Source organism: Chishuiella sp. (genome assembly GCF_032109125.1).
Taxonomy (GTDB): Bacteria; Bacteroidota; Bacteroidia; order Flavobacteriales; family Weeksellaceae; genus Empedobacter.
The window spans coordinates 108,542-126,249 of the sequence record NZ_DAMCLZ010000002.1 but is presented as its reverse complement, the minus strand read 5'-3'; the positions used below and the strand labels follow the sequence as shown (position 1 = coordinate 126,249).

Sequence of the window (17,708 nt, the reverse complement as noted above, 5' to 3'; positions counted from 1 at the left end):
AATAAAATATATAATTCTTTTTATAAGACAATGAAAATTTCATACAATTGGCTAAAAACTTATATTGACACAGATATTTCTATTGACGAAATATCATCTACTCTTACAAGTACAGGTTTAGAAGTAGAAGGTGTTGAAGAAATAGGTGGAGCTAAAAAATATTTGGATACTGTTTTAGTTGGTAAAGTTTTATCTACAATTCCTCATCCAAATGCAGATAAATTAAAAGTAACTAAAATAGATTTAGGTGACGGAAAAGAAACACAAATTGTTTGTGGTGCACCTAATGTTGCAGAAGGACAAAATGTTCCTGTAGCTACTGTTGGTACTGTTTTTCCTACTCCTGATGGAGATTTTAAAATTAAAAAAGCAAAAATAAGAGGTGAAGAATCTTTTGGAATGATTTGTTCTGAGGTTGAATTAGGTATTGGTACAGATAATTCTGGAATATTAGTTTTACCAGAAGATTTAAAACCAGGTACTCCAACTTCACAAATCTTTACTTCAGAAGAAGCTGATAAAGAAATTGAAATTGGTTTAACTCCTAACAGAGCTGATGCAATGTCTCATTTTGGTGTTGCTCGCGACCTTTACGCGGCACTAAAAACAAGAGATATTAATGCTACATTCAAACCTTATGATGTATCAAACTACCCAACTACAGATTTTGGTAAAAATCCTATTTCTATTGAAGTAAAAGATACAGAAGCTGCTCCAAGATATGCAGGTATTTATCTTAAAAATATAAAAGTTGAAGAATCTCCAGAATGGTTAAAAAACCGTCTGAAAGTGATTGGTTTAGCTCCTATCAATAATGTTGTAGATATTACAAATTACATTTTACATGATTTAGGACAACCATTACATGCTTTTGATGCTGATAAAATTGAAGGAAATAAAATTATTGTTCAAAAATTAGCAGAAGGAAGTAAATTCACAACATTAGATGGTGTCGAAAGAGAATTAAAAGGTCATGAATTAATGATTTGTGATGAAAAAAAACCTCTTTGCATTGCTGGTGTTTTTGGTGGAGAAAATTCTGGCGTAACAGAATCTACAACAAATTTATTCTTAGAGTCAGCTTATTTTGAGCCTGTAACTATTCGTAAAGGTGCAAAAGCTCATGCATTAAACACTGATGCCTCTTTTAGATTCGAACGTGGTATTGATCCTAACACAACTGTTGACGCTTTAAAGAAAGCAGTATTATTACTTACTGAAATTACAGGTGCAGAAATAGCTTCAAATATTGATGACATTTATCCAAATCCTATTGCTAACTTTAATGTAAAGTTACGTTTAGCTAAAGTAGTAGAATTACTTGGTGTTGAAATAGCTGAAGATAAAATAAAAGCTATTTTAGAAAACTTAGAAATTAAAATATTAGCTGAAAGTGATGGTGTTTTAGATTTAGAAGTTCCTGCATATCGTGTAGATGTTCAACGTGATGTTGATTTAATCGAAGATATTTTGAGAATTTATGGATATGATAACATCGAAATTCCTACTAAATTTTCTTTCTCTTATATTCCAAATCAAAAAGTAAGTCCAGATAAAATTGAAGATTTTATTGCAAGACAACTTACTGCATTTGGATTTAATGAAGCAATGAACAATTCATTAACAAAAAGAGAGTACGAAACTATTTTCGCTTATCCTGAAGGGGAAAGTGTTGCTATGTTAAATCCTCTTTCTGCTGATTTAGCTGTAATGCGTCGTACATTATTAAATGGATTATTAGAAAACGTAGCATTTAACGTAAATCGCAGAAATACAGACGTAAAATTATTTGAATTTGGTAAAGTTTATGGTAAAATAAACGATAAATACGAAGAAAACAAATGTTTAGGAATTGTACTTTCTGGTAATTTTAATAGTGAATCTTGGACAGGAAATGTTAGAAAATCAACTTTTAGTGATTTAAAAGGTTTGGTTCAACAAATTTTTGTTCGATTAAATATTAAAGTAACTGAAGAATTACCTGCTAATGATAAAAATTTCCTTGATGGAATCGAATTTATTTCAGGGAACAAATCTTTAGGTAAATTAGGAATTGTTGATAAAAAAATTGCTAAAAAATTAGGTGTTAGTCAAGATACTTACTTTGCTCAATTGAATTGGGAAACTTTAGTTTCTTTAGCAAGTAAAAATAATTTAAAATACAAAGACATTCCTAAATTCCCTGGTTCCCGTCGTGATTTAGCTTTATTAATAGATTCTAATGTAAAATATGAAGATTTATTTAAAGCAACCAAAGAAGCAAAATCATCACTTCTGAAATCTGTTAATTTATTTGATGTTTATGAAGGTGATAAATTACCAAATGGTAAAAAATCATACGCATTAAGTTTTATGATTCAAGATGAAAATAAAACTTTAAGTGATCAAGACATTGATGCTCTAATGCAAAAATTAATTAAATTATTTCAAGATAAATTTAATGCTGAATTAAGATAAAATTCTTTTAATTATGAAGATAACAACCATTTTTTGTTCAACGCTTTTTGCAGCATTTGTAGCTGTGTCATGTTCAACCAACACAAATACAGCTAAGTTAAAACCTAGAACTGATGTATCAATTTCTAATCAAAATTGGTATTTAGTTACTGATAGTGATGTTGTAAAAGGATTATATAATAAAGAAGTTTCTTTAATTATAAATGAAACTAATTCTACAGTCTCTGGTTTTTCTGGATGCAATAATTTTAATGCAACCCTATCTAAATCAAATGGAGCAATTAGTTTTGGAAATATATCTGAAACAAAAATGGCTTGTCCAAATCTTAAGGAAGAACAAGCGTTTTTATCAATGCTTAAAAATGTTAATCGTTATGAAGTTATAGGAAATGAATTACATCTTTTCAAAGATAATATTCTACTACTTACTTTTAAAACAACATAAATTAAACTTAATTAAGTTTTAAAATTTAAAATCCGAAGAAATAAAATTTCTTCGGATTTTTTTATAATACAATAAAAAAAACGGTTATCAAAAAGATAACCGTTCCTATTATTAAAACGATATATGATGAAAAATAATATGATTATTTTTTCTTTAATACATATTTATCAGCTAATGCTCCAGTAATTTGCTTACCTTCTTGATCTAATTGTACTAACTGGTTTTCTCCAACAATATAACTAGTACTTTCTCCGTCCTTAAATTTTATTATAATATCATTACCATCTGCAGACCAAGTGAATTTACCAGATTCATCAGATTTATGATTTTTCCCTAAATATTCTGATGAAAATTTATAAGTTTCATCTTCATTTAAAAGTATTGTAGTTTTTATTCCTTCACAATCAGCACAAGGTAAAACTCCTTCATAAGTTCCTTGCCAATCTACAGAAATTTTAGAATTATCACCAGTTGGAAGAGAATCATTTCTCTCTATAGAATCATTTGAAGAATGTTGAGAAATAGCTTCTTCTTTTTTACTTTCACAACTAGAAAAAGTGAATACAAATGCAGCTAATGGTAAAATAAAATATTTCATTTTCATAAATTTATGATCTACTATTTTATATATCAATATACATACCAAACAATTAAAAAAGATTCATTTAAGAAAATAAATAAAATGATTTACTGCTATTAAAATAAATTGTAATTTAGCAAGTAGAAAAACTAGTATATGAGTGTTGAACTATTACCTGATGGAAGAGTAAAAAAACCCGAATGGTTACGAGTAAAGTTACCTACTGGGAAAAAACATAAAGAATTAAGAGGTTTAGTCGATAAATATAAGCTAAACACAATTTGCCAAAGTGGAAGCTGTCCAAACATGGGAGAATGTTGGGGAGAAGGTACTGCAACATTTATGATTCTTGGTAATGTTTGTACTCGCTCTTGTGGTTTTTGTGGTGTAAAAACTGGTCGCCCAGAACAAGTTGATTGGGCTGAACCAGAAAAAGTTGCTCGCTCTATTAAATTAATGAAAATAAAACATGCGGTTCTTACTTCTGTAGATCGTGATGATTTAAAAGATATGGGATCTATTATTTGGGCAGAAACAATACAAGCTGTTCGTAGAATAAGTCCTGGAACTACAATGGAAACTTTGATTCCTGATTTCCAAGGAATGGAAAAACATATTGACAGATTAGTAGAAGCAGCTCCAGAAGTTTTGTCTCACAACATGGAAACTGTTCGTCGTTTAACGAGAGAAGTTCGTATACAAGCTAAATACGACCGTTCTCTAGAAGTTTTACGTTATGCAAAAGAAGCAGGACAAAGACGTACAAAAACAGGAATTATGCTTGGTCTTGGAGAAACTGAAGACGAAGTTCTTGAAACGATACAAGATGTTGCAAATGCAAATGTAGATGTTATTACAATTGGTCAATATTTACAACCTACAAAAAAACATTTACCACTTAAAGAATTCATAACTCCAGAGCAATTTAAATTATATGAAGATTTTGCTCGTGGTTTAGGATTTAGACATGTAGAATCAGGACCTTTGGTTCGTTCTTCTTATCATGCAGAAAAACATATTTTATAAAAAATATTATTAAAACAAAAAGAGTTCTATTAAAATAGAACTCTTTTTTTATGAACAAACAAAAGATAATTAATTTACGTCATTCAACCATTCATTTAGATCGGTTAACATTTGGTTATTAATTGTATGTACTTCTGTGTATTGATGAAAAATAGGTTTCAAATCTTTCGATTTTAGGTAATCTACAGCATCCAAAGCAAAATCAAATTTAAGCACAGGATCTTGCGTTCCATGAGAAATAAAGAAATTCAATTTTTGTAAACGCTCATTTGAAGCTACTAAAGGTTTTACTTCTGGTAACAAACGACCACTAAGAATTGCTGCTCCTTTTACTTTCTCTGGATCGGTCAAAGCAACACTATAACTCATAATTCCTCCTTGACTAAAACCTACCAAATAAACTTCATCTGCATCAAAATCTTCTACTTTTTTTAAGTCATCAATAAATTTAATTATTGTTTTCCTAGCATTTTCTGCTTGCTCTTCATTTATAGAAGGTCCATTTTCAGTAAACTGAACTTGAAACCAAGCATAACTCCCCTGCCCTAATGTCAAAGGTCCTCTAGCAGAAACTACTAAAAAATTATCTGGTAAAGAATCAGCTAACGAAAACATATTTCTTTCGTTACTTCCTACACCATGTAACAATATAATCAATGGTGTTTTGGCTGTTTTTACTTTTGGTTTTCTTACCAAATATTCTAAATCTGTTTTTATTATATTTTCCATTTTTTCTTTTTTATTCTTCTTAATTACAAATGCCGAGAAAACTATCATCAATCCAAAGATTGATAGACAAATTAATTTTCCTCTCACGCCTTGTCTATTTTTACAGAAAGCATATTCAACGAACCAGCAACAATTCCATCATTAAATATAGTTGCAACCTCATCTTTCTCTTGTAATCCCAATGTATACATTAGCGGCATATAATGTTCTGGTGTTGGTATAGACATTTGGAATTCTATTCCTTGTTTGTCATAAGCTATCAAATCCTTATGATTTCCATCAACAATAAGACTTTTCATTTTTTCATTTGCTACATGTGCCCAATCATAGGCATAACCTATCTGATTCATCTTATCCCAAGCAGCTTTTCTTAAATTATGAATTGTATTTCCACTTCCTACTATTAGAACTCCTTTTCTACGTAATGCTGCCAATTCTCGTCCCAATGCATAATGATATTCTGGTCCTTTTGTATAATCTATACTCATTTCTACAATAGGAATATCAGCATTAGGAAATAAAAATTTTACAACTGTCCAACAACCATGATCCAATCCCCAATCATTTGTAATTCCAACTTCTGTAGATTGAATTATTTTATTCGTTTCTTTTGCTAATTCAGGGCTTCCAGGTGCTGGATATTGCACATCGAATAATGCTTGTGGAAAACCACCAAAATCATGTATCGTTTCTGGATGTTGCATTCCTGTTACAAATGTTCCTTTTGTCTCCCAATGGGCAGATATACAAAGTATAGCTCTAGGTTTTGGAAGTGTTTTTGCAATTTCCTGAAAACCTTTCGTAAAAATATTATCATCAAGAGCATTCATTGGATTACCATGTCCCAAAAACAGAACAGGCATTCTTTCTGTAGCACCAAAATTGTCCGTAACTTGGTGTAGCGCATTTAGCTTAGAAGCAGCTGCACCTAAAGGTAATAAAGCCATAGTTTTTAAAAAATCCTTTCTATTCATTTTGTTATTCTGTACTACAAATTTCTATAAAAATGGCATCTAGCTGGTAAAGCTATTTGGAAAAACTGTTGTGTTTTTAGGAAAAATAAAAAAGACCAGTAGTTGTACTACTGGTCTTTTTAAACAACTAATATGTTCTTATTTACTTCCCATTATTTGGTCCATATAACTTTTGTTATCCCAGAAAAGATATTCTTCTGTCATTACTCCATCTTTCCAAATACCTATTGTCGCCATTGGCAATTTAAATTTTTTACCAGTAGGTTGTATAAATTTTCCGTCTCCTATAGGCATTGGCTCTGTAAAAGTTCCTAACATATATCCCATAACAGCAGTTATATTTCCATCTCCTATTTTTATAGGATGCTCTTCTATTCTAGTATCTGGTGCATATACAAACATAGCATCTAATGTTTTTATATGTTGATCCAAACCAACTTCTGTATGTCCATCAGGGAAATGAACCTTAATATCTTTGGCATGACTTTCATGTAATCGTTTCCAATCTCTATTACTAAAAACCACAAAATCCAATGTATCAAATTTTTCTAAATTCGAGCTTATTATAGCATTAGCAGCTGTTAATTGTTTTATTTCTTCCAATGCCTTTTTTCCTTCTTCATCATTTTTATGTTGTGTACAAGAAGTAAAACCAAAAAATGCAATTAAAGCAGTAGTAACGAATACGTTTTTCAAAATAGTTTTTTTCATAACAAATGTTCTTTTAAATTGATAGTACAAATGTCTATAAAACAATACCTAACAAGTAAAGCTATTTGGAAAAACTGTTGTGCTTTTAGGAAGTATATTTATTTTGACTGAATTACTTGCTCCATCTCTTTTCTAAATTCGGATGGAGTTATACCAGACTTTCTTTTAAAAGAATGTGTAAAATAAGTTTTTTCATTATAACCAAGTTCAAAACCAATTTCAGCAATTGTTAAATCAGTTGTTACTAACAAATTTTTTGCTTCAGTCAATTTTCTTGTTTCTATAATTTCAGAAACACTTTGATGTAATATTTTCTGACAAATATTATTCAAATTTCTCGAAGTCATGAACAGTTTTTCTGCATAAAAATTCACATCTCTTGCCTCTTTATAATGAATCTCCAATAACTTCAAAAAACTACGAAACGTATTCCCATTTATTTTATTCGTTTCATCATTATTCAAATTTTGTTTATTACGTTCAGACTGTATCATCGTAAACAAAGCATTCAGCAAATCACTAATTACCGAAAAATCCGGAACAGCCTGTAAATATTCATCTTGCATCATTTCACAAATCACATTCAATCTATCAAAACACAAAGAATTTGGCATTGTAAAACTTGCATTCTCATGAAAAGAAGAATACAAACGAAACGTTGTCTCCGCAATAAACTCACTTCTAAATCGTATTGCCCAAATATCACATTCATTATCCTTTGGTAACGGTCTTACACGATGTGTTTTTCCCTGTGTAACGAAACTAATAAATGGCGCTTGCAGAATCTGAGATTTAAAATCTATAAAATGTTCCAATTCCCCTTTATTCCCTATCAATAATTCTTCAAAGTCATGTTGATGAGGTTCATTTATTTGTTCAGCAATTTTATTAGATTCGTGAATATCTATTTTAAAAATTTTGAAAATATCCTGCATAAAAGTCAATTATTATTTATTAGGAAAATACAATTTTGGGCGTTCCCTTAGGGCGGGCTTTTCGTTGCAATCTTTTTCTAAGGAAAAAGGATTTTCACTAGAATCCCTAACGCAATTACAGAATTTAAAAGTAAGGAATAATATTTTTTTATTTTCTAAAACATTAGAATAAGATATTTAAAACAATCTAAAACCCATTTCTATCATTTTATAATAACAAAATGTTAGTGTAAAATACCATAACAATATAATTAAAAATAAAATATTCCTTTTATTGAAAATTAAGTACAATAAATCTATAAACTGAATTAAAATTAATACAATTATAAAAGCAAATAAACCATCTTGCTTTGAAAAAATCAAAAACAAAAGAAAACTTATTATTAATGATAAAAATAATCTAATTACTATCTGCCATTTTAACTTCAAAATCTTATATTTTTAAAAATCTATATTAATTGATACTAAAATATAAATACTTTATTATTTAGTATATAAAACTCTTATCGAATTTCATTCGAAATTATAGATTCTATTTTCTATTAAATCAAGTGCTTTTCTTAGTAAATTCTAAGTTGAATCGTTATGTCATGTTGAGCCTGTCGAAACATAAATTCTTTAGAAATTTCATTTCAATAATTAAAATTATTCGACAGGCTTTGAATGACAAATTCTCCAATAAAATATTGATGTATAATAATTTATTTTGTGTTATGTCATGTTGAGCTCGTCGAAACATATTCTTTAAAAATTTTATTTAAATAATTAAGATTCTTCGACAGGCTCTGAATGATAAAATTTTAAATAGAAGAATAATGATATTAAAGTTTCATTATCTGTTTCGCAAAAGCGACTGAAGTGAAAATCCTCTTTTGATTGGCCATTGCATTTCGACTTCGCTTAATGAACAATCAAAAAAGATTAGGAACATTAAAGCGCGGCTTGAAAGGTTTGCCCTAATAAATAATAGATATTAAATAAAATGTATTATTTTTAAAACAATAAACAATTTAATATGAATAAGATTTTTACATTTTTAATTATGTTACTCTCTATACATTTGTCTGCTCAGTTCTATGAGATAACATACGAAACCCAAGTACAGACTCATTACACTGCAAAGGGGTTGAAATGGTTCGAAGAATGGGAAGAAGACCCTAAAGACAGACAAGAATTGATTGAATTAAATAAAAATCCTCCGAAAGAAGTTTTTGAATTTTTATACAGTGATCATCTTAGTAAAACTAGTTATATTCAAAAAGTAAGAAATTCGCAAAATGATCAAACATTTTTTATAACTAAAACTCCAATTGGTATTTTTGGTACTACAAATGATTATGCTAATAATGAATTTTCTTACAATATGGATGTGTATGGAAAAAATTATCTTGTGAAAGGTGACTTAATTGAACTTGAGATAAAAGAAACTGGTAATAAAAAAGAAATTTTAAATTTACCAGTTATTGAAGCTACTGCAAAAGTAAATAATATAGATTTTATTATTTGGTATACGACTGCTATTCCGTACCATTTTTCTCCTGATATATATTATACTAAAAAAGGATTTATTTTAGAAATGCATTATAAGAAATCAGATGATGAATCAGAAATTATTAACTCTTGGATTGCTACAAATAAAAAAGAAATAAAGAAATCTTCTAAAATTAATTTATCAACAAAAGGAACTCTTATAAATAGTAATCAAGTAGATGCAATTTGGGATGAAGCAAATAATAAAAGAAATGAAATGTTTAACAATGATGGAATTGATAAAAAATAGATTTTATACAACAGTTGAATAGAAAACTTACTAACTTCGAGTAAGTTTTTTTTATATGAAAATTAAAGCAACATTACTCACAATAGGAGATGAAATACTGATAGGGCAAATTGTTGATACAAATTCAGCATTTATTGCTCAGCAACTAAATAAAATAGGAATTGAAGTTGAAGAAATTCTATCGGTACAGGATGAAATGAGCCATATTATTGAGGCTTTTGAACGTGGTTTAGAGAAATCTAACATTGTTATTGTAACTGGTGGTCTAGGTCCAACAAAAGATGATAAAACAAAAGCTGCTTTATGCAAGTTCCTTAACTGCGATTTGGTTGTAGAAGAAAAGGTTTTAGATAATATTTATCAATTACTTATTCAGCGTGGTTATAAAAGAGAGCTAAATAACTTGAATAGAAACCAAGCTCTTATTCCTGAGAAATCTTCTTTTATACAAAACATTTATGGAACAGCTCCTTGTCTTTGGACTACAGTTGAAGATAAGGTTATTGTAAATATGCCTGGCGTTCCTTATGAAATGAAAGGAATAATGATAGATGAAATAATTCCTCGTCTAAAAAATCAATTTGATGCTGAAACTATTGTTCATAGAGATATCCTAATAAATGGGATTCCCGAAAGTGACCTTGCTATTTTGGTTGAAGATTGGGAAAATGAATTACCCGAATTTATTCATTTAGCTTATTTACCAAGTCGTTCTTCTATCGATTTAAGATTTTCTGCTACTGGTAACGATGAATCTTTTCTGAAAAATGCTATACAAGAGCAAATAGAACGTTTTAAATTGATTGCTGGTGAATTTGTAGTTTCTGATAATTCTGGTAAAGCACAACAGGTTTTAGGTGATGTACTACAACAAAAAAAATTAACTATTGCTACTGCCGAAAGTTGTACTGGTGGAAATATTGCTACATTAATCACTTCTATATCTGGAAGTTCTAATTGTTTTTCTGGAAGTGTTGTTGCTTATGCAACCAATGTAAAAACGTCTGTATTGAATGTAAATGAAAAAGATATAGAAGAATTTACGGTGGTTTCGGAGCAAGTTTCGGAGCAAATGGCAAAAGGTGTTCGTAAACTACTGAATACTGACATTGCTATTTCTACAACTGGCGTTGCTGGTCCAAACAAAGGTGAGGACGGGAAAGATGTTGGTACTGCTTGGGTTTCTGTAACGAACGGAGAAAGAACTGTAAGTAAGCATTATTTATATCCTTATTTGGATAGAGAGGATTTTATAAAAGTTGTTTCGAATAATGCTCTTAATTTGGCGATTCAATTTGTAAAAGAATAAGTTTTTCTTTTTGTAATTTACCTGTACAAAATATATAAATCTATCTAAACAACTATAGTTGTTTAGATAGATTTATTAATTAAACGATTCAGCTTATAATATTATTTAAAATAGCCAAATTTAAACGTAATATTTACTCAATATAATTTATTGATAAATTACTCAAGATTGAGAAATTGAACTTAAATTTGTTGTAGATTATCTATAATAAACATGTTTAAAAAATTTATTTTTTTTATACTCTTAGCTTACCAATTCTGTTTTTCACAAGAAAAATTATCACAAGAAAACTCTACTTTTAACGATGCTGTAAACACTTATTTAAGAAATCAAAAAAATATTACAAATCAACAACTTGTTGAAGTTGGTGATTCTTTATACAAAAGTTCAAAAAATGATTGGCAAAAAGTCAAATCATTATTTGTTATAATTGGTGCTTATGATTCGCAATTCGAATATAAAAAAGCATTAGATTATTCTCTAGAAGCTAATTCAATCGCAGAAAAAAACAAGCTTATATTCTGGAAAACTAGAACTTCGGGACAGGTTGCCACTTTATATGCTAAAATTGGTTTTACAAAAGAAAGTATCAAATATTTTGATAAAGCACTAATTTATGCGGCTGATTTAGATAGAAAAAATGAATTACTATCTAAATCTATGATTTTACAAGCCAAATCATTTGTTTATCAAAATCAAAAAAATTTTAGAAAAATTTTAGAAATAAATAAAGAAGCTGTAGAAATTATAAAAACGTTGAAAAAAGAGTTTCCAAACGACAATTTTCAAGGTTCTGCAGTTCCAGCATTCATAAATACTGCAACAAGTTATTTCCATTTAGAAGATTATAAAAATGCTAAAATCTACTATAAACTAGCTTTAGATGAAATAAAAAATTCTGAAGCACTTGACCGTAATTTTTATGCACAAACATGTATAAAAATAGCAATGAATGAATTGAAATTAGATAAACCAGATTTCAATTTCACAGTATACTATTTAAAAAAAGCGAAAGAAATTTTAAAAATAACCAAAGACAAAGAATTAGAATTAGAAATAAACACTACAGAGGCAGATTATTATAGATTAAAAAATAAATATAAAACAGTAGATAGCATCAATATAAAAATAAATGATAGTTATAAAAATTTAGCTGATTTAAAAATTAAATCTATTGAGAAAGTATTTAATGACAGTCAAAATAATTATGAAAGTGAAAAAAAGAAATCATCTAATCTAATTATTTACTTATATATCTGTATCACTATTGTTATAATATCTACTCTCCTATATTTTTATGATAGTAAAAGAAAAAAGAAACATTTTAATACCATTCTAGAAAAAATTAATAATAAAGATATTTTTGATTATCAGTTAAAAACACCACTTCAGAATAAGGAAAAAAGAATAATGTCTGAAGAAAAAGAATTAGAATTATTGAATAAAATTAATGAATTTGAAAAAGGCAATCATTTCACTCAAAAAAATTTTTCTATGTCGCAAATGTCCACATTATTAGAAACAAATAGAAAATACATTAATTATATTTTAAACAATTATAAAAACCAAAATTTTAGCGATTATATAAATAGTTTGAGAATTAAATATATAATTCAATTACTAATTAACGATTCCAATTTTCTAAATTATAAAATTAGCTATTTATCAGAAATATCTGGATTCTCTTCACATAGTAGATTTACTCATATTTTCAAAAAGGAAGTTAATATATCACCTTCAGAATTTATATCTCAACTAAAAAGAAAAAATAAATAAAACGATTATTTAGATAATTAATATAAAAACTCTAAAATGAATATTTAATTCATTTTAGAGTTTTTCTGCTTTATTATTAAGATTATTTAAACTTTTCAAAAATTGGGATTAACACAAAAAATTATTCCCAACTTGACTAAAAATAATATTCTTTTTTTGGGCAATTGCTTCGCACCGTGCTTTACATTTCAATCTTTTTTTGATTAGTCATTGATTTGATATCGAAAATAATTCAATCAAAAAAAGGATTTCCATTACAATCACTATTGCAAATTCGTGACTAAAAGAAAATGAATTACACAATTAATAATTATTGAAAAACAAAAAGACTGTTGCAAAAAACTTTTTAAAATTATTCATATACTATTCAATAATTTTAAACATATTCTTTTAAACCATTATTGACTTAAAATAATAACTACCAATTTTGACACATTCATAAAAATTTATTCGCTTTTTTAAAAGCATAAAATACTCATAAACAAGATCTAATAGAGCATTTTTTTATTCAAAAAAAACTATTAAATAATACTATCATTATCACTGATAGTGATACTTCTTAACTAAGAAAGCTGTAATCTTAATTATAATTTTGCACAAGTTTTTACTATTGTCCAAGCCTAAGACACTTAGTAATAATACATAACAAAAAACATACCAAAAAAGTAAAAATTCTATAACATTTTCAGTTATGAAAAAACATCTTAAAATTTTAATTATGATGCTGGGGTTTAATGTTTATTCACAAGTAGGAATAGGAACAGAATCTCCAACAAGAACTTTACATGTAGAAGGGAATACAATTATTAGAAACCTAGCTTTTAAAGCAAGTGATTCTGATTATACAAAAGTATTAGTTACTGATGATAAAGGAAATATTGATTATATCAACAAGTCATCTATTCTTCCTACTAAAGATGGAAGTATTGATAAAGTAATTCTAAACAATGAATTTACTACGCCAAATTCTACACCAGATGCTACAAAAACTCTCAAGTGTGGGAAATTTGAATTTGCATTTGTACCTAATTCTGGAACTGGAGATGTAAGATTTAGATTGATAAATGCTCCTGTTACTGGAACTACAGTAAAAGTATATACAACTTTTGAACAGAATTATGAAACAAACGGGTTTCAATACCAAGCAAAATCAACTCCAAAAGAATTTACATCTACAAATAATTTTATTGATGTTCCTTTTGATGGGCAAGCAAGAATAGAAGACGGTGAATATAATGAACTTTATTTGTCTTACCCTAAAGAACCTGATTTTTATAGAGTTTCATTTTATCGCCTTTACCAAAATGGGAGTAACTATTGGGTAACTACATGTGAAAAATTCTAATTATGAAAAAAATAAAATATATTTTTCCTATTGTTTTATTACAAACAATTTTATTTGGACAAGGAGGTGTAGGTATTAATACTGAAACACCCGAACGATCACTAGACGTAAATGGTAATCTAAGAATAACTAGTTTTCAGGATAAAACTGAAGATGAAAATTTCAAAAATATTATTATAGCAAATAGTACTGGTAATATAGATAAACAATCTAAATCATCAATATTCCAAACACCAGAACAACAAGTTGAAACAGATAGAATTATTTATTACAGTAGTATTGGAGGTGATAGTAATAAAGAAGTAAAATGTGGAAAATATTCTTTCATTATTGATGAAAATAATATAGCAAAATTTAAATTATTAATTAATCCAGAAAAAAACACTGAAATTCAATATGGTCTAAGAAGATTAGAAAGAAGAGTGAAATTAACTGGTGGTCATAGTGCCAATACAGGTAATGGAGAATATTATTACAGTAATTTTAAAAAGATTTTCACACCTGATAATTGGGATGTTTATCAAACAATTTTCAATTATAGTAGTTCATATAATAACAACACTCCTGATTATTCAACAAACAATAGAGGTCCTGCACATATGATTAACAATGACTTTTTGAAATTACATATAGTAGATCCCACAAATGGAGATTTTTATAAAATACATATTACAAGAATAGTCAATCAAGACTCTGATAATAATCTAACAACTCAAATCAACTTAAAAAATAGTGGTTTAAGAGTTATTACATGCGAGAGATATTATAAACAATAAATTATTATTATGAAATTTTATAAAATAACATCTATAATCATATTATTTGGGTTTAATATTAACTCATTTAGTCAAGTAGGAATTAATACATCGAAACCAGAAAGAGCATTGGATGTAAATGGAAATTTAAAAGTTAGGAATCTAGTAGATAAAACATCTGATGAATCATATGATAGAGTTTTAGTTACTGATGGTATTGGAAATTTAGAAACGGTTGATAGATCTACATTAAAAAATAAAATAAGCGAAGAAATTTCTGAAGTTAAACGATTATTCTATACTAGTGAAAAACCTAATCCTGACAACAAACTAAAATGTGGTCGATTTGAATTCTCTTTTCGTGATGGTAAAAATAATACACAATATCCTAATAAAAATTTAGATATAATGTTAAACTTATCATCTGATCCTAAAAAAGAAATTACAACGTACTTTACATTATTTAGAAAATGGGGGGATAATGATCTAAATTATTACAAATCGAACGGAAAAACTTACAATTCAAACAATTATCAAACCCCACAGCTTTTATGTCCACAATTAGATATAAATAGTACAGGAGAGTTTTATATTTCTTATCCTAATGAAAATAATTTTTATAGAGTTTTATTCTTGGCAAGACCAAATTATATAGAAAATAACATAACATATAATTCTTATACTATTACATGTGAGAAATTATAATATAAAAAATAGTTTACTTCTAAAAAAACATTAATTTAGAAGTAAACTATCATTTCAATGGAGAATGAATCTGTAACAAAAAATATTTCAACGGAAAATAACTTTAAATTAGTTCGAAATACAATTCATGTAAGTTCCTTAGATGAATTTTCTAATTCTTCGGCTGGACTAATTGAAGTTAAAGCTCACTCTCATCAAGATTTATTTCAAATCTTTTTAATAAAGAAAGGATATGCCAAATTAACTTGTTATAATCAAGAATTTGAAATGAATGATTTATCTTTTTTTACTATTCCAAAAAATATTTTACACAGCATTACATTAAAAACCGATACAGAAGGATACGTAATTTCAATTTCTGATTTAGGTTTAGAAAAAACACTTACACTAGATGCTGACATATTTTTTGATATTGAAGAAGTTTTTCTCTCTAAAATTAATTTAGAAAATCCTTTATTAGAAAACTTTTATCAAACCTATCTAAAATGCGTTAGAGAATTTAACCAAGACTTACCTGCACGAGAATTAGCCTTAGAATACCTAACAGGAATGCTACTTATTCGTTTGTTTAGAATTCCTCTAGTTTCTAAAAACATTATAAAAAAAGACTTCAATACCTATAGATTATTATATAGACGCTTCAGAAACCTCATCAAAAAGAATTATAGCTTTAAATATTCTGTTGAATTTTATGCAACAGAATTGTCTATATCCTCTAGTCACCTCAATAGAATATGCAACCAAGTAATTGGTGAATCAACTAAAAAAATAATTTCAAAATTCTTTATAAATGAAGCAAAGATATTACTTACAAAAGTTGATTATTCTATCACAGATGTATCTTATAAATTAGGCTTTGATGATCCTTCTTACTTCACACGTTTATTTAAACAAATTACAAAGCAAACTCCACGAGATTTCAGAAAAAGCTTAGGATTATAAAAACATTTAACTTAAAATGATTGATTTGTCCTATTTTTAATTGAAAACGACTATAATTTAAATATCATTTAACTGAAATTTGTTAGTGTATTAATTACATAATATAATCGAAGTTAAATGAACCCTAAAATAATAAAAGTAGAAACTATAATTGTTGATTTGCCCACAATAAGACCACATGTCTTATCGATGGCAACCATGTATCAACAATCTATGGTAATCATAAAAGTTTTTTCTGACGATGGAATTATTGGTATCGGAGAGTCAACTACCATAGGTGGATTAAGTTACGGAAGCGAATCTCCAGAAGGAATTAAACTAACTATTGATCAATATATTACACCGTTATTAATTCATCAAGACGCAACAAATATACACGCAATAAATCAACGTGTAAATAAATATATCTCTGGAAATACTTTTGCTAAAGCAGGAATAGAAACTGCATTACTTGATGCACAAGGTAAGCGATTAAATGTTTCCGTTTCTACCTTACTTGGAGGAGCTATTTCAACAAAATTAAGTGTACTATGGACATTAGCGAGTGGAGATACAGATACTGATATTGAAGAAGCAAAACAATTAATTTCAGAAAATAGACATAATACTTTCAAACTAAAAATAGGACGAAATAATCCAAAGATAGATGTTGATCATGTGTCGGCTATTAAAAAAGCAGTAGGTGATGATATAAAAATTACCGTAGACATTAACCAAGCTTGGGATGAATCTACTGCTAAAAAATGGATAAAGGTTTTAGAAACAAATGGAATCGATTTGATTGAGCAACCTATTAATAAAACAAACTTTGATGGTTTAGCTCGTTTAACAGAATATTTTAGTATTCCTATTATGGCTGATGAAGCTTGTTGCACAATACAAGACGCTTATAAATTAGCTAAAATTAGAGGAGGAAGTGTTTATGCTGTAAAAATTATGAAAAGTGGAGGCTTATATAACGCTTCTAAAATTGCTGGTATCGGAGAAGGTGCTGATATAGGGATGTATGGCGGAACAATGCTAGAAGGAACTATAGGTACCGTTGCCTCAGCTCATGTCTTTAGCACCTATAATAATTTAACTTGGGGAACAGAACTTTTCGCTCCTTTATTACTTGTAGATGATATTGTTAAAAAACCTATCACTTACAAAGATTGTTGTTTAGAAATCCCTGAAGGTCCTGGACTAGGAATTGAAATTGACGATAATAAAATCGAAAAATACAAACGTAAATAAAAA

16 protein-coding genes are annotated in these 17,708 nt (G+C 28.0%); 11 read left to right on the top strand and 5 right to left on the bottom strand.

Annotated elements, in window-relative coordinates; genetic code table 11:
• The first annotated feature begins 30 nt into the window (after nucleotides 1-30).
• Nucleotides 31-2,457 carry a phenylalanine--tRNA ligase subunit beta gene (gene pheT, locus RT575_RS03495; protein ID WP_313578854.1) on the top strand — a complete coding sequence of 809 codons (2,427 nt, stop codon included), beginning with the start codon at nucleotides 31-33 and terminating at the stop codon, nucleotides 2,455-2,457.
• A gap of 13 nt (nucleotides 2,458-2,470) precedes the next feature.
• A complete protein-coding gene (locus RT575_RS03490; protein WP_313578852.1) occupies nucleotides 2,471-2,902 on the top strand; it encodes an META domain-containing protein in 432 nt (143 codons plus the stop codon).
• A gap of 142 nt (nucleotides 2,903-3,044) precedes the next feature.
• On the opposite strand, the gene RT575_RS03485 is transcribed toward RT575_RS03490, so the two are convergent.
• A complete protein-coding gene (locus tag RT575_RS03485) occupies nucleotides 3,045-3,500 on the bottom strand; it encodes a copper resistance protein NlpE (protein WP_313578850.1) in 456 nt (151 codons plus the stop codon).
• Between the two features lie 138 nt (nucleotides 3,501-3,638).
• Here RT575_RS03485 and lipA point away from each other — a divergent pair, with 138 nt between their 5' ends.
• On the top strand, nucleotides 3,639-4,508 hold the full coding sequence (gene lipA, locus RT575_RS03480) for a lipoyl synthase (protein ID WP_313385273.1): 870 nt from the start codon (nucleotides 3,639-3,641) through the stop codon (nucleotides 4,506-4,508).
• Between the two features lie 69 nt (nucleotides 4,509-4,577).
• Here the strand turns inward: lipA and RT575_RS03475 are convergent, their stop codons facing one another.
• The 4 genes from RT575_RS03475 to RT575_RS03460 all read right to left on the bottom strand — a co-directional run bounded on the left by RT575_RS03475 (nucleotide 4,578) and on the right by RT575_RS03460 (nucleotide 7,857).
• The gene (locus RT575_RS03475; RefSeq protein ID WP_313578848.1) at nucleotides 4,578-5,237 is read right to left on the bottom strand and encodes an alpha/beta hydrolase; all 660 of its coding nucleotides are present in this window, start codon (nucleotides 5,235-5,237) and stop codon (nucleotides 4,578-4,580) included.
• An 83-nt stretch (nucleotides 5,238-5,320) separates the two neighbouring features.
• A complete protein-coding gene (gene ygiD, locus RT575_RS03470; RefSeq protein ID WP_313578846.1) occupies nucleotides 5,321-6,211 on the bottom strand; it encodes a 4,5-DOPA dioxygenase extradiol in 891 nt (296 codons plus the stop codon).
• 138 nt (nucleotides 6,212-6,349) lie between these two features.
• Complete coding sequence (locus RT575_RS03465; RefSeq protein ID WP_313385269.1) at nucleotides 6,350-6,922, bottom strand: ester cyclase; 573 nt, start codon at nucleotides 6,920-6,922, stop codon at nucleotides 6,350-6,352.
• Between the two features lie 98 nt (nucleotides 6,923-7,020).
• Nucleotides 7,021-7,857 carry a helix-turn-helix transcriptional regulator gene (locus RT575_RS03460; protein ID WP_313578844.1) on the bottom strand — a complete coding sequence of 279 codons (837 nt, stop codon included), beginning with the start codon at nucleotides 7,855-7,857 and terminating at the stop codon, nucleotides 7,021-7,023.
• 1,015 nt (nucleotides 7,858-8,872) lie between these two features.
• Between RT575_RS03460 and RT575_RS03455 the strand changes: the two genes are divergently transcribed.
• The 8 genes from RT575_RS03455 to RT575_RS03420 all read left to right on the top strand — a co-directional run bounded on the left by RT575_RS03455 (nucleotide 8,873) and on the right by RT575_RS03420 (nucleotide 17,705).
• A complete protein-coding gene (locus RT575_RS03455; RefSeq protein ID WP_313578842.1) occupies nucleotides 8,873-9,637 on the top strand; it encodes a GLPGLI family protein in 765 nt (254 codons plus the stop codon).
• Nucleotides 9,638-9,692: 55 nt separating this feature from the next.
• A complete protein-coding gene (locus RT575_RS03450) occupies nucleotides 9,693-10,946 on the top strand; it encodes a CinA family nicotinamide mononucleotide deamidase-related protein (protein WP_313578840.1) in 1,254 nt (417 codons plus the stop codon).
• 213 nt (nucleotides 10,947-11,159) lie between these two features.
• Nucleotides 11,160-12,722, top strand: coding sequence for a helix-turn-helix domain-containing protein (locus RT575_RS03445; protein WP_313578838.1), 1,563 nt, complete (start codon nucleotides 11,160-11,162; stop codon nucleotides 12,720-12,722).
• A 691-nt stretch (nucleotides 12,723-13,413) separates the two neighbouring features.
• A complete protein-coding gene (locus RT575_RS03440) occupies nucleotides 13,414-14,067 on the top strand; it encodes a hypothetical protein (protein ID WP_313578836.1) in 654 nt (217 codons plus the stop codon).
• A gap of 2 nt (nucleotides 14,068-14,069) precedes the next feature.
• Nucleotides 14,070-14,843: a hypothetical protein gene (locus tag RT575_RS03435; RefSeq protein WP_313578834.1), complete on the top strand. Its 774-nt coding sequence runs from the start codon at nucleotides 14,070-14,072 to the stop codon at nucleotides 14,841-14,843.
• Nucleotides 14,844-14,852: 9 nt separating this feature from the next.
• Nucleotides 14,853-15,527, top strand: a complete 675-nt coding sequence (locus RT575_RS03430) for a hypothetical protein (protein WP_313578832.1) — start codon at nucleotides 14,853-14,855, stop codon at nucleotides 15,525-15,527.
• A gap of 57 nt (nucleotides 15,528-15,584) precedes the next feature.
• Nucleotides 15,585-16,469 carry an AraC family transcriptional regulator gene (locus tag RT575_RS03425; RefSeq protein ID WP_313578830.1) on the top strand — a complete coding sequence of 295 codons (885 nt, stop codon included), beginning with the start codon at nucleotides 15,585-15,587 and terminating at the stop codon, nucleotides 16,467-16,469.
• A 117-nt stretch (nucleotides 16,470-16,586) separates the two neighbouring features.
• Nucleotides 16,587-17,705 (top strand): muconate cycloisomerase family protein, encoded by a 1,119-nt coding sequence (locus tag RT575_RS03420; RefSeq protein WP_313578828.1) that lies wholly within the window; start codon nucleotides 16,587-16,589, stop codon nucleotides 17,703-17,705.
• Nucleotides 17,706-17,708 lie beyond the last annotated feature (3 nt).